Source organism: Flagellimonas nanhaiensis (assembly GCF_003382275.1).
Lineage (GTDB): Bacteria > Bacteroidota > Bacteroidia > Flavobacteriales > Flavobacteriaceae > Flagellimonas > Flagellimonas nanhaiensis.
The window spans coordinates 991,696-1,005,460 of sequence record NZ_QTJX01000001.1; the positions used below are offsets into that span (position 1 = coordinate 991,696).

At 41.6% G+C, this 13,765-nt stretch carries 10 protein-coding genes; 4 read left to right on the forward strand and 6 right to left on the reverse strand.

The genetic code is table 11. The annotated features are described in order from the left end of the window. Window positions 1–149: 149 nt before the first annotated feature. Window positions 150–1,262 carry a DUF2911 domain-containing protein gene (locus tag DX873_RS04560; RefSeq protein ID WP_116183319.1) on the forward strand — a complete coding sequence of 371 codons (1,113 nt, stop codon included), beginning with the start codon at window positions 150–152 and terminating at the stop codon, window positions 1,260–1,262. Window positions 1,263–1,317: 55 nt separating this feature from the next. On the opposite strand, the gene recG is transcribed toward DX873_RS04560, so the two are convergent. Next, complete coding sequence (gene recG, locus DX873_RS04565) at window positions 1,318–3,423, reverse strand: ATP-dependent DNA helicase RecG (protein ID WP_116183320.1); 2,106 nt, start codon at window positions 3,421–3,423, stop codon at window positions 1,318–1,320. 46 nt (window positions 3,424–3,469) lie between these two features. On the opposite strand from recG, the gene DX873_RS04570 reads away from it, so the two are divergent. After that, window positions 3,470–5,557 (forward strand): M1 family metallopeptidase, encoded by a 2,088-nt coding sequence (locus DX873_RS04570; RefSeq protein WP_116183321.1) that lies wholly within the window; start codon window positions 3,470–3,472, stop codon window positions 5,555–5,557. After that, the gene (locus DX873_RS04575) at window positions 5,554–6,468 is read left to right on the forward strand and encodes a patatin-like phospholipase family protein (protein ID WP_116183322.1); all 915 of its coding nucleotides are present in this window, start codon (window positions 5,554–5,556) and stop codon (window positions 6,466–6,468) included. Before DX873_RS04570 ends, DX873_RS04575 begins: the two co-directional genes overlap by 4 nt. A 1-nt stretch (window position 6,469) precedes the next feature. On the opposite strand, the gene DX873_RS04580 is transcribed toward DX873_RS04575, so the two are convergent. The 5 genes from DX873_RS04580 to DX873_RS04600 all read right to left on the reverse strand — a co-directional run bounded on the left by DX873_RS04580 (window position 6,470) and on the right by DX873_RS04600 (window position 11,295). Continuing rightward, a complete protein-coding gene (locus tag DX873_RS04580) occupies window positions 6,470–6,988 on the reverse strand; it encodes a DUF7935 family protein (RefSeq protein ID WP_116183323.1) in 519 nt (172 codons plus the stop codon). An 88-nt stretch (window positions 6,989–7,076) separates the two neighbouring features. Next, complete coding sequence (locus tag DX873_RS04585) at window positions 7,077–7,850, reverse strand: hypothetical protein (RefSeq protein ID WP_116183324.1); 774 nt, start codon at window positions 7,848–7,850, stop codon at window positions 7,077–7,079. Window positions 7,851–7,888: 38 nt separating this feature from the next. Beyond that, window positions 7,889–9,463 carry an FMN-binding glutamate synthase family protein gene (locus DX873_RS04590; protein ID WP_116183325.1) on the reverse strand — a complete coding sequence of 525 codons (1,575 nt, stop codon included), beginning with the start codon at window positions 9,461–9,463 and terminating at the stop codon, window positions 7,889–7,891. 1 nt (window position 9,464) lies between these two features. Beyond that, on the reverse strand, window positions 9,465–10,745 hold the full coding sequence (locus DX873_RS04595) for an amidohydrolase (RefSeq protein WP_116183326.1): 1,281 nt from the start codon (window positions 10,743–10,745) through the stop codon (window positions 9,465–9,467). A gap of 10 nt (window positions 10,746–10,755) precedes the next feature. Continuing rightward, a complete protein-coding gene (locus DX873_RS04600; RefSeq protein WP_116183327.1) occupies window positions 10,756–11,295 on the reverse strand; it encodes a DsrE family protein in 540 nt (179 codons plus the stop codon). A 139-nt stretch (window positions 11,296–11,434) separates the two neighbouring features. Between DX873_RS04600 and DX873_RS04605 the strand changes: the two genes are divergently transcribed. After that, window positions 11,435–13,765 carry an ATP-dependent helicase gene (locus tag DX873_RS04605; protein ID WP_116183328.1) on the forward strand — a complete coding sequence of 777 codons (2,331 nt, stop codon included), beginning with the start codon at window positions 11,435–11,437 and terminating at the stop codon, window positions 13,763–13,765.

The following is a 13,765-nucleotide window of genomic DNA, read 5'->3' on the forward strand; positions in this document are numbered from 1 at the left end:
TTGGTTTTTAGGGGTTTAAATGTAAATACCTGAATTTTAACATGTTTCATTCTGTTTTAACATTGTTGTAACGCTATGGGAGCCGTGAACTTTCTACTTTAGGCACTCAACCTAGAAAGTTTATTCATTAACAAATCAAAAACGAACAAATGAAAAAAAGCTACTCGGTCATTTCGACCATGATTCTCATTGCAATACTATGCGTTTCCACCAGTTCCTATTCCCAGTTGACATTTTTGCCTCGAGGTAGTCAAATGGCGAAGGTTTCGCAGCGAATTGGCAATACAGATGTTACCATTATCTATTCACGTCCCAGTGTTAACGACCGTGAAATTTGGGGTGCTTTGGTGCCTTATGGTATGAACAACCTTGGCTTTGGAACCGCAACTGAATCTCCCTGGAGGGCGGGAGCAAATGAGAATACTATTTTCAAAACTTCGGATGCCCTTACCATTGGTGGCAAAACATTACCTGCGGGAAAGTATGGTTTGCATATGATCGTCAATGAGGACAATACGGCAACGATAATTTTCTCTAAAAATCACGATGCATGGGGAAGCTACTTCTACGACCCAAAAGACGATGCCCTACGGGTAGATGTTGAGACCAAAGAGGGCGCGCATGTAGAGCAGCTCACCTATATGTTCAACGAAGTAGATGCCACATCTGCTGTTGTTTCTTTGAGTTGGGAAAAGAAGCAGATTCCCTTTAAAGTAGAAACTGATGTCACCAATAATATATTGGCCGATATCCGTCAAAAATTGCAGACTTCACCAGGATTTAGTAGACAAACCTGGGAGCAGGCCGCAAATTATGCATTGAACAATGATGGTGACCTGGATGAGGCCATGGGATGGATTGATGCAGCAATAGCTGGACAGTTTTTCAGTCAAAAAACATTCAACAATTTGAGCATTAAGTCGCGTATTTTGGCTAAACAAGGCAAAACGGCAGAAGCTGATGCTTTAATGCAGGAGGCTATGCCACTTGGAACTGTTTTTGAAGTCCATGGATATGGTAGACAACTAATTGGACAAGGAAACGCGGACAAAGCCTTGGAGGTCTTTAAATGGAATGAAAAGAACCACAAGGGAACATGGCCAGTACATTATGGTCTGGCCAGAGGATATTCCGCTAAGGGAGATCACAAATCTACCGTTAAACATTTAAAGATTGCACTGCAAAATGCCCCGGCGCAGGCCAACCGAGATAGGGTACAGGCCAATATTGAAAAAGCCGAAAAAGGAGAAGGAATCAACTAAACCTAGTATATCATTAACATTTTTGGAATGCCCGGCGAAAGCTGGGCATTTTCTTTTAACTAATATATCCCCAGATCTCTTTGTTCTGCATCATTTTGGAATAGGCATAAAGAATGGGTAAGTTTTCTTCTTTTTCGAGCCTGGGGTCTTCTTTTAACAATTGAAGAGCATGGTAGCGCGCTGTTTTTAGGATCTGGTTGTCCTTTACAATATCAGCAATCTTCAAATGGAGCAGTCCGCTTTGTTGGGTACCCATTAAATCTCCAGGACCTCGAAGCTTAAGATCTACTTCGGCAATTTCAAAACCGTCATTGGTCTGCACCATGGTCTGTAACCGGGTCTTGGCCTCTTCGGAGAGCTTACTTCCTGTCATTAAAATGCAAAAACTTTGTTCGGCACCACGACCTACACGTCCACGAAGCTGATGCAGTTGTGAAAGACCAAATCGCTCTGCACTCTCTATGATCATGACAGAAGCATTGGGAACATTGACTCCAACCTCTATAACAGTGGTTGCTACCATGATTTGGGTTTCTCCTTTCACAAAACGTTCCATTTCATAATCCTTGTCCGCTGGTTTCATCTTACCGTGTACAATGGAAATTTGATATTCGGGCATGGGAAAGTCCCTTGAAATGCTTTCATAGCCATCCATAAGGTCTTTAAAGTCCAAAGCTTCAGATTCCTGTATCAAAGGATAAACCATATAAACCTGTCTTCCTTTTTTTATTTCATCTTTGATGAATTGGAAGACCTTGAGTCGATTACTATCAAATCGATGTACTGTTTTAATCGGTTTTCTGCCCGGAGGTAGTTCATCAATTACGGAAATATCCAGGTCGCCATACAGACTCATGGCCAGAGTACGCGGAATGGGTGTGGCGGTCATGACCAAAATATGGGGAGGGAGTTCGTTTTTGTGCCAAAGTTTAGATCGTTGGGCCACGCCAAACCGATGTTGCTCATCTATGATAGCTAACCCTAGGTTCTTAAACTGGACTTTGTCCTCGAGTACAGCATGGGTTCCTACCAGAATGTTTAAGTTTCCATTTTCCAACTGGTTGTGCAGCAGGGTCCGTTCTGACTTTTTGGTGGAGCCGGTCAGCAAGGCCATCTTAACACCCATATTGCCCAACAGTTCCTTTAGTCCATTGTAATGTTGATTGGCCAATATTTCTGTTGGGGCCATTAAACAGGCCTGAAAACCATTATCCATGGCCAAGAGCATGCACATAAGTGCCACGATGGTCTTTCCAGAACCTACGTCTCCCTGAAGAAGACGATTCATTTGTGCATTACTGCCCAAATCTGTCCTGATTTCTTTGATTACCTTCTTTTGTGCATTGGTTAGTTGAAAGGGAAGATGGTGCTGAAAAAAGGTATTGAAGTATTCACCAACTTGATTAAAGGGGAGGCCTTTTATTTTTAGTTTGCGCAGCAGTTTTTTGGAAATCAATTGCAGTTGGACAAAAAAGAGCTCTTCAAATTTCAATCGAAACTGCGACTTTGCTAACAGTTCCTGGTTTTTTGGAAAATGAATGTTAAAGAGCGCTTCACTTTTTGAAACCAGCTTTAGCTCTTCAAGAATGTTTTTGGACAAGGACTCCGGAAACTGCCCTTTAGACTCCAAAAATAACTGTTGCATCATTTTGCCAAGCACCCTATTTGTGATACCCTTAGCGCTCAACTTTTCTGTTGAAGGATAAATAGGTTGCATGGCTATTTTCAGCCCTTTTTGGTGCTCGGACAGTAGTTCCATTTCTGGGTGGGCCATAGAAAAATTGCTGCCATATCGTGCTATACGTCCAAATACTACATAAGGCTCATTCAATTTTAAATTTTCCCTGATCCATTTGTGACTGCGGAACCAAACCAATTCCATCTGGCCTGTTTCGTCCACAAATGTGGCCACCAAACGTTTTCCGCGTTTTTGCTCCACCGTCTTTATATGGACGATTTTTCCAACAATCTGTACATCCGCACCGCTAGGTTGCAATTGATTGATTTTGTAGTAGGAAGTCCTATCCAAGTACCTATTTGGAAATAGATGAAGCAAGTCCCTGTAGGTCTCAATTCCCAATTCTGTCCTTAGGACATCTGCCCGATTTGGACCTACACCTTTGAGATAGGGAATGGGAGTTTGTAGAAAATTGGGATTCATCAAACTAAAATATGTATTTTGGAAAGACTTTTGATATGTTGATAGCATGAAGCCAGTCTCTTTTCTCTTTTTTATCCTGTTAGTACAATTGCTTTCTGGCCAAACCCAGGATAAGGTTGACTTTACACATGCAGAGGTCCATATTACTCCGAAGCCTGAAGAAAAAAGGATTGATGGCACTATTCAATACAAATTTCATGTTATCAGTAACACAGACTCCATTTTTTTGGATGCGAAGAAAATGGAATTTTCCTCCGTGTTACTTGACCAAAAACCAGTGAAGTATACTAATGATGGAGAAAAAATCATAATTCATAAGAAGCTAAAACAATGGGACACCCATTTTTTAGTATTGACTTACAAGGTCAAACCTGAGCAGACGGTTTATTTTCTTGGATGGGACGATAACATCCAAGGTAACGAGCAAATCTGGACCCAGGGCCAAGGAAAATACACAAGCCATTGGCTCCCAAGTCTGGATGATATGAATGATAAAGTGGAATTTGACCTGAACATTTCCTTTCCACATATAGGTGAGCTTATTGCCAATGGAAAAATCGTCAAAGTAAAAAGCAATCACAGCGGAGGTATTGTGACAACCTTTGATATGAAAAAACCCATGAGCAGCTATTTGGTGTCATTTGCCTTAGGCAATTTTGAAAAACAGGTGCTCCATTCTACCTCAGGGATTCCCATAGAGCTCTATTATGAACCCAAGGACAGTCTTAAGGTGGAGCCCACCTATAGATATTCTAAACGAATTTTTGATTTTTTGGAAGAGGAAATAGGAATTCCCTATCCGTGGCAAAATTACAAGCAGGTCCCCGTTCAAGACTTTTTATACGCTGGAATGGAGAATACCACAGCTACCACTTTTTCCAACACTTTTGTGGTGGATTCCATTGCTTTTTTTGATAAAAATTATGTGAACGTCAATGCCCATGAGATGGCCCATCAATGGTTCGGAAACCTGGTTACGGAACAGAGTGGTGCCCACCATTGGCTCCATGAAGGCTTTGCCACCTATTACGCTTATCTGGCCGAAAAGGACATTTTTGGAGAGGACTATTTTTATTGGCACCTGTTGGAAACGGCAAGGGCGTTGTCCAATTTTTCCGGTGCAGGAAATGGAGAGGCCTTGACCAGTCCCAATGCAGGGAGCCTTACTTTTTATGAAAAAGGTGCTTGGGCTTTGGCCATGCTCAAGGAAAGGGTAGGGGAATCCAATTTTAAACAAGGGATAAAAAGTTACCTTACCGAATATGCCTACAAAAATGTTACCATTTCCAATTTCATGGAGGAGATGGAAAAGGTCTCGGGTATGGAACTTTCCGATTTTGAGACGGCATGGTTGCAGAAATCTGAATTTCCGTTTGAAACGGCAAAGGATTTTTTGATTAGAAATAGCACTTCAATCAAAACGTATTTTGAAATCAGAACTAAAATTGGAGTGGAGTTGAACCAAGCCGAAAAAATATTGAAGAGAGAGTGGCCAAAACTAAATTCCGATTTGTTAAAGCATCATTTGATATTGGATTATGGCAATGAGCTATCACCTAGCTTTGTCCAAACTATTTTGGAATCAGAAGGAAAAAAGGTAAGACAGGCAGTGGTATTATCAGTGGAAAAAATCTCAGAGGAAATTCAAAAACCCTTCGAAACCTTATTGCAGGACAAAAGTTACGTTACCCTAGAATCTACTCTATATAGGCTTTGGACTGATTTTCCGGAGAGCCAGCACAAATATTTGGACCTTACCGACGAAATTCTTGGACTTCCCAATAAAAACATTCGTATGTTGTGGCTGACCTTGGCCTTGATAACTCCAGACTACAAAACCACGTTAAAACCCGAATATTTCCAGGAGTTGAATTCCTATACCGGTCCAGAACATCATTTTGAAGTCAGACTATTGGCTTTTCAATACTTAAAAAATATTGGAGGATTCAATGATGAAACCCTAAAGAATCTTATTGAGGCCTGTAGCCATCATGTATGGCATTTCAAAAAAACTTGTAGAAAGGTTTTGAAGGAATTTCTAAAAGAAGAGGGTAATGTTGCAAGGGTGGAAGCGCTTTATCCGTCCTTGGATTGGGAGGAACAACAATATTTGAACAAAACATTGGGTAAATGAGGGCATTGGTCATTTCCGGTGGAGGTAGTAAAGGAGCTTTTGCTGGTGGAGTGGCACAGTTCTTAATAGAAGAGGCCAAGCACAAGTACGATCTTTTTGTAGGCACTTCAACAGGGAGTTTGTTGATTTCGCACTTGGCCTTGAACAAATTGGACAAAATCAAAGAGATTTATTCCTCTGTTGACCAGGAAAGTATTTTCAATAATTGTCCTTTCACCATCAAAAAGAAACATGGTATTGAGACCATTGCCATTAATCACTGGAATGTGGTTAGGAACTTCATCAGAGGAAAAAAGACTTTTGGGGAAAGCGAAAATCTAAGGGACTTAATTCGTAACTCCATAACTGTACAAGAGTTCAATGAGCTCAAACAGAGTTTTGTTGATGTTGTGGTCACGGTGTCCAATCTCTCGTTGAATCAGGTCGAGTATAAATCCATCAATGATTGTACTTACGACGAATTTTGCGATTGGATATGGATATCCTCCAACTACACGCCCTTCATGAGCTTGGTCAAGAAAAATGGATGCGAATATGCTGATGGCGGATTGGGTAGTCTGGTTCCTATTGAAGAGGCTCTAAAACGAGGGGCAACAGAGGTAGACGTTGTTGTTTTACATACAGAGGTCAACTATCTAAACAGGATGCCGGTTCGTAATCCGTTTGAATTGATCACCACAATTTTCAGCTTTATGCTGGATAGAATCGAGAATCAAAATGTGAGGATAGGAAAGTTGGTGGCCAACCAAAAGGATGCTATTATCAACTTCTATTATACCCCAACTGTTTTGACCACAAATTCGCTCATTTTCAACAAAGAGCGAATGACCATGTGGTGGAAAAGGGGTTATTTATATGCCAAGAATAAAAATGAGGAAACCAGTCCTATAGATCCTGAGCATCAGGAATAAGTTACCACAATTCGCTCACTTCTTTTTTAACAAAGGCCAATGCTGTAGAAGAAGGCGATTGTTTTTCCATGGTCTGGTTTAGTATGTCTTCCCGCAATTTATCTGGCGAATCCGTTTCGCTCATAGCTGCAGAACGAATGGCTTGAATGGTAGCATTTTTAGCTGCTTTGATAATGTTCCAACATTCATCGGACATATAGATCTGTTGCGAAAGATTGTGCTCAAATTCGGTCTCTATCTGTTTAGTGAGAAGGTTTTCATAATCCCCTTTGTTTTTTCCCTTAGGGGCAACTCTAACTACTAGATTGTTCAGGGTTATCCGTTCCAAGAACAAGGTCATTCTCTCATAGGCTTGCAGACGAACTGGCAAGGTGTCTTTTTGCGATTCTTTATGTAAAAGGAAGCGTCTACGGCCATCCTCGTTTCTGGTGTGCAATCTAAAAAAGTAAAAAGCCACGGCTCCCGTTACTACGGCAGGCAACAAATAGGCGAAAAGCTGAAGGATATCATCTCCACTCATGAGAAAGTTTGGTTTTATTGATTTTATAGAAACAAGAACGCAACAAACCAATAAAAAGTATCGATGAAATGCTCAATATTATATGAAGCTATTGAGTCCCTTTTATACTCTCCTTCGCCTTATCGTAGAATCCCTTGTAGTCAGGGTGAAGTTTGATGTTGATACCTTCACGAAAGTTTCCGTCTTTGGCAACAACATTAAGTTTGTCACTTGGTATTCTATGCGCACCCACTAGCTCTTTGGCTATGGCCGAAGCCTGGTCAAAGGTCGGTCCAAATTCCCCTGTAATATTTAGCCCTTCTATCTCGGCCGTAAAGGATGGATTCGCCACTATGATTTTGGCCACATTGCTCAACCACAACTTGCCAGGTTCTGTAAGTTCCAAACCGGTGTCTGAACCAAAGAGGTTGTTTAAACTATTGGATATGATGACAATACCTTCGGTAACATTTACCTTGCCATTTTCACCCAGCATTTGCTGAATTCTTGCTAGGGAGACTACCGCTACGGAGTCATTGCTAGAAATCATATCATTTATGCCACTGAGTTGCTTTTCTTTTCGCTCCAGGGCAGCCATGGCTTTGTTTACATTCTCTGAATTTTGCTTAGAGAGTTGGGAAAAGCTGCTCAAATTTTTGAGCAAGGTGGCATTGGCATCCCTTAAACCTTCATTTTCTACTTCCAGGGTTTCTGCCTTGGCGTTGCTGGAGGATATTTCTCGTTTGGCTTCGGCAAGTTGTTGCTCAACAGCACTTTTTTCTGATTTTAATTCGTCAATTTGGGCAAAAAGTTCACTTTTCTTCTGGGAAAAGGCCATGGAGCCTATCAAAAGAAACAATAGAAAGGGTAATCTTCTTAACATAAGTAGTAATATTAAATCAATACAATAATGGGACTAAATTAGGATGTTTTTTCCAGAATTGGCTTTCCTCCCAAATATTGACAGTCGTAAAGTGCTTGCATGGACTCAAAGGGCACCTCTTTTTTTTGATACCCATATACAGCTTCAAGGTCACTGCTCAAGTAATCGTCATCCACGTTGACCTGAATGTCGTTCATTGTAAACTGACATGGGTGTTCATATCCTGCGGCGTGGCTTATTTCCAACAATTCCTTTCGGAAAGTCTTGAAATATTGAGCCAATCGCTCCGATTTCAAAGGAATGTTGATGCCTTTTTGCAACCACTTGCTTTGCGTGGCCACTCCAGCAGGACATCGATTGGTGTGACACACCTGCGCTTGAATGCAACCAATGCTCATCATGGCCTCCCGAGCCACATTGATACAGTCAACTCCCATGGCAAAAGCCATGGCCGCTTTTGCTGGGAATCCCAATTTGCCACTTCCAATGAACACTATCCGGTTGGTCAATCCGGCATCTTGAAATATTTTATAAACGGAGGCAAATCCATAGACCCAAGGAAGGGAAACATGGTCTGCAAAACTGGGCGGAGCTGCTCCGGTACCTCCCTCGCCGCCATCAACGGTGATGAAATCAGGGCCTGTTCCGTTTTTTTTCATCAAATCGGCCAGTTCTTTCCATTGGTCCAATTTGCCAATAGCTCCTTTTATGCCTACTGGAAGCCCCGTCTCATTTGCAATGGATTCAATCAGTTCCAGCAGTTCTGGAATAGAGTTGAAAGCCGTATGCGTAGCAGGGGAGAGGACATCCTTCCCAACTTCAACCCCTCTAATCTCGGCAATTTCAGGAGTAATCTTGGAACCTGGAAGCACCCCACCTTTGCCAGGTTTTGCACCTTGAGAAAGTTTTATTTCAATTGCTTTGATGCACGGGTTTTCATCCACCAAAATTTTTAACTTTTCCATTGAAAACTTCCCTTCTCTGGAGCGCACTCCAAAGTACCCTGTTCCAAAATGGAATATGACATCTCCACCTTGCTTATGGTAAGGAGATAAACCGCCTTCGCCCGTATTGTGGTAGGCACCAGATTTTTCAACGCCTTTGTTCAGAGACTCAATGGCCCTTGCTGAAAGAGACCCGAAGCTCATCGCTGAAACATTGATGGCGGATGCCGGTCTATAAGGTTTTTTACGTTTGTTGTATGCTCCAATGACCTTGGCACAAGGTAAAAAACAGTAATCCAATCTATTTGGGTGGTCTTCGGACATTTGATAGCCGATCATGGCATTTTTTACGAAAATGTGCTGATGCGCATAAATGTCACGATCGGTACCAAAACCTTCATAATTGTTCTCCTTTTTGGCAGAAGCGTATATCCAGCCACGCTCAATTCTATTAAAAGGAAGCTCTTCCCGATTGTTGGCCACAAAATATTGACGCATTTCTGGACCTATGCTTTCCAGCCAATACCTTAAATGTCCAACTATTGGAAAGTTATGGCTTATGGTATGGGATTTTTGAAAAAAGATATCCCTTAAGGCTACTAGGAACAGAAGTCCTATGACCCATGCCCACCAAGGAACATTTTCCAAAAATCCCAATACTGTTTCCATGTTACATGTTCAGATAATCCAAAGCAATGTTCGTCATTGCTTTTACCCCCAATAACAATCCACTATCGTCAATTTTAAAATCTGGAGTGTGGTGCGGAAAGTGTTCATCTGGACCAGCTTTGGGGTCTTTTCCTCCCAAGACAAAAAAGAACCCAGGTATTTTTTCTTGATAAAAAGAAAAGTCTTCAGCTCCCGTGATAGCCTTGATGAGATGTACGTTTTCTTCCCCGGCAACATTCTTTAGGCTGGGCAAGGATTTTTCCGTTAGTTCAGGATCATTGTAGGTAATTGGCACACCTTTGGCTATTTCCACAGTAGCCTCTGCACGATAGGCTTTGGCAATATCTGCGGCCATTTCTTTCATACGTGCGTTTACCTGTTTCTGCATATCATAATCCAAGGTACGGATGGTGCCTATCAGTTCAGCACTTTCAGGGATGATGTTGTTGCGAACACCTGCGCTAACCTTTCCTACCGTAATGACAGCTGCCTCCTTAGTAAGTTCCAATTCCCTACTAACAATGGACTGGTATCCATCAATAATTTTAGCGGCTACAAGAACTGGGTCAACACCAGCCCATGGTTGAGAGCCATGTGATTGTTTCCCTTTTATATTTACCACAAAACGCTGTGCAGCGGCCAAAGCTCCACCTGGTTTGTATGCAATATGTCCAACAGGAAGGTAAGAACCTATATGAAGACCAAAAATGGCATCTACTTTAGGGTTTTCAAGTACACCTTCTTTGACCATAAGTTCAGCTCCACCTTCTTCTCCGGGAGGTGCACCTTCTTCAGCGGGTTGGAAAACGAATTTCACAGAGCCTTTGATTTTATCCTTGTTTTTGGAAAGCACCTCGGCAACACCCATTAAAATGGCCACATGGGTGTCATGTCCGCAGGCATGCATTACTCCGACTTGTTGACCAAGATATTCTGAGGTGACATTGGATTTAAAAGGCAGGTCGTTTCGTTCAGTAACCGGAAGGGCATCAATATCTGCTCTTAGGGCTACAACCTTACCGGGTTGGTCTCCTTTTAAAAGTCCAACAACTCCCGTATGGGCAACACCAGTTTGTACTTCTATTCCCAAGGACTTCAAGTGTTTTGCGATTTTCTCAGCAGTTTTAAACTCCCTGTTACTTAATTCGGGGTTTTGATGGATATCACGGCGCCATTCAATGACTTTGTCTTCAATGGCTTGGCAGTCCTTTTCCAGTTTTGAATTCTGGGACCACATGGACAATCCTGATAACAGGATAGCTAGAGTAATTAATCTTTGCATATTATTTGAGTTAGAATTTAATTAGTCGGTAATTGTTGTTTTGCAATTGTATTAGAGCAGTCATGGCAGAAAGTGCAATTTTGGTTCCGGGAATAAGGTCTTCCTTTGGAAAATTTCTAGACCTTGATGATTGTCCGCACATAATGACCTCAACCCCGGCATCCATCAAATCCTTTACCATGTCGTAGTTGGGGTTTTCTACACCATATCTGGCTTTGTATGCTTCATTATGTGTGATGTCCTTGGAGGCATTGTTGTGCACTACCAGAGTAACTTTTAATTGGGAAGCAGGAATTCCGTGTTGGGCATGCATGTTCAAAAAGCGAGCGGCAGTTTCAATGGTCCTATTGATTTCGGAATGGGATTCCGGACTTTTCATAATGTCGAAGACTACTTTGAATTCAGCCGTTTTATCAGTTTTAAAATCGGGATTTTCAATGTTCCAGACTTTTCCGTAAGATTCAATGATTGGACCCGCCTGTTTTTCTTGCGCTGATCCGGAGCTATAAACCAAGACGAAGCTTAGGATCACAAGGAAGTTATATTTCATAAAAATGTTTAGTTGAGGTTTTAAATATATTCAAATTCCAATTAATAGACAGTTTGTGTTTATAAGTATTGAAAGGATGATTTTAGCATGAGACCATTATTGGCTAATTTCACGCTTACTTTTTTAAATAATTGAGCGGTTGGACAATTTTTTGGATGAATTAAATGATGCGCAGCGTGCCCCAGTGCTCCACAAAGATGGTGCTCTTATGGTCATTGCAGGAGCAGGTTCTGGAAAAACCAGGGTTTTGACCTACCGTATTGCCCATTTAATGCAACAGGGTGTGGATTCTTTCAATATTCTGGCCCTGACCTTTACCAATAAGGCAGCTCGGGAAATGAAAAAACGGATTGCCAGCATTGTTGGGGATTCTGAAGCAAAGAACCTATGGATGGGTACTTTCCACTCGGTATTCGCCAAACTCTTGCGTTTTGATGGTGACAAATTGGGCTACCCCAGCAATTTTACCATCTACGATACACAAGACTCCCAAAGGTTGATAGCTTCCATTATAAAGGAGATGGGGCTTGACAAGGATATTTATAAGTACAAGCAGATACAGAATAGGATTTCATCGTACAAGAACAGTTTAATCACGGTAAAGGCTTATTTTCAGAACCCGGAGCTGGTGGAAGCCGATGCCATGGCCAAGCGGCCAAGATTGGGTGAAATCTATCAAAATTATGTAGATCGTTGCTTTAAGGCGGGTGCCATGGATTTTGATGATCTTTTGCTTCGCACCAATGAGTTGCTGACCCGTTTCCCTGAAGTGTTGATGAAATATCAGGATAGGTTCCGATATATTTTGGTAGATGAGTATCAAGATACCAATCATTCCCAATATTTGATTGTGAAAGCCTTGGCAGACCGTTATCAGAACATTTGTGTGGTAGGGGATGATGCACAAAGTATCTATTCGTTTAGAGGGGCCAACATTAGCAACATCCTGAATTTTCAAAGAGATTATGAAGATGTGGCGGTCTACAGGTTGGAGCAGAATTATCGTTCCACCAAGAATATTGTCAATGCGGCTAATTCGATAATCGAAAAAAACCGAGATCAACTTCAAAAAGTGGTATGGACCTCAAATGATGAGGGAAATAAAATAAAGATTCATAGAAGTGTTACTGATGCCGAGGAGGGCAGATACGTAGCCGGCTCCATTTTTGAGCTGAAGATGCAAGAGCAGCTTTTGAACAGCAATTTTGCGGTATTGTACCGTACCAACTCCCAATCCAGGGCCATTGAGGATGCTTTGAGGAAAAGGGATATTCCATATCGGATTTATGGAGGACTTTCCTTTTATCAACGAAAGGAAATCAAAGATGTTCTGGCCTATTTACGGCTCATTGTAAACCCAAAGGATGAAGAAGCCCTTAAAAGGGTCATCAACTTTCCGGCCAGGGGAATTGGGCAAAGCACCATGGACAAACTTACCGTAGCTGCCAATCATTATGGCAGGTCTATTTATGAGGTCATGGAAAACTTGGATAAGCTTGATTTAAAAATCAATGCAGGTACCAAGCGCAAATTGGAAGATTTCGTGACCATGATCAAAAGTTTTCAGATCATGAATCAGGAGGCGGATGCTTTTACACTTTCGGAGCATGTTGCCAAAAAAACAGGACTTCTTCTGGAATTTAAAAAAGATGGGACTCCTGAGGGCATAGCCCGAATGGAAAACATTGAAGAACTTTTAAATGGAATCAAGGATTTTGTTGAAGGTCAAAAGGAACTCGCTGATGCTACAGGAGACCTAACCGAATTTTTAGAGGATGTGGCTTTGGCCACGGATATGGACAAGGATGTAGGGGATGATGACCGGGTTGCTTTGATGACCATACATTTGGCCAAGGGACTTGAGTTTCCATATGTGTATGTGGTAGGTATGGAGGAAGATTTGTTTCCTTCTGCCATGAGCATGAATACGCGTAGCGAACTGGAAGAGGAAAGACGATTGTTTTATGTGGCCCTTACCAGAGCGGAAAAACAGGCATTTCTAACCTACACACAAAACAGGTACAGGTGGGGCAAGTTGATTGATGCAGAACCAAGCAGATTTTTGGAGGAGATTGATGAGCAATATGTGGAAAATCTTACTCCGGTCAATGATGGTTATCGCTATAAATCTATGATTGATGCCAATATTTTTGGTGAGGTAGACAAAAGCAAACTACGTCAAATAAAACCAAAAAATGGCACTCCTCCTGCTGTTCAACGCCCAAACGAAAATCAGCTCAGGAGGCTTAGAAAGCTAAAACCAGAACTTTCCTCTCCCTCAAAAAGCACACATTCAGTAAATCCGGATTTAGTGGAAGGATGCATGGTCAACCATACCCGTTTTGGTAGAGGAAAAGTTTTGAAAATAGAGGGTGTGGGCAATGACAAGAAAGCTGAAATTCAATTTGAAAAAGGAGATATAAAGAAACTGCTTTTACGTTTTGCTAAACTCGAAGTACTTAAAGATTAA

Coding starts and splice junctions, on each gene's coding strand:
- DX873_RS04575 (WP_116183322.1), top strand. CDS start 5,554: ATGAGGGCATTGGTCATTTCCGGTGGAGGTAGTAAAGGAGCTTTTGCT.
- DX873_RS04590 (WP_116183325.1), bottom strand. CDS start 9,463: ATGGAAACAGTATTGGGATTTTTGGAAAATGTTCCTTGGTGGGCATGG.
- DX873_RS04570 (WP_116183321.1), top strand. CDS start 3,470: ATGAAGCCAGTCTCTTTTCTCTTTTTTATCCTGTTAGTACAATTGCTT.
- DX873_RS04585 (WP_116183324.1), bottom strand. CDS start 7,850: ATGTTAAGAAGATTACCCTTTCTATTGTTTCTTTTGATAGGCTCCATG.
- DX873_RS04560 (WP_116183319.1), top strand. CDS start 150: ATGAAAAAAAGCTACTCGGTCATTTCGACCATGATTCTCATTGCAATA.
- DX873_RS04600 (WP_116183327.1), bottom strand. CDS start 11,295: ATGAAATATAACTTCCTTGTGATCCTAAGCTTCGTCTTGGTTTATAGC.
- DX873_RS04595 (WP_116183326.1), bottom strand. CDS start 10,745: ATGCAAAGATTAATTACTCTAGCTATCCTGTTATCAGGATTGTCCATG.
- recG (WP_116183320.1), bottom strand. CDS start 3,423: ATGAATCCCAATTTTCTACAAACTCCCATTCCCTATCTCAAAGGTGTA.
- DX873_RS04580 (WP_116183323.1), bottom strand. CDS start 6,988: ATGAGTGGAGATGATATCCTTCAGCTTTTCGCCTATTTGTTGCCTGCC.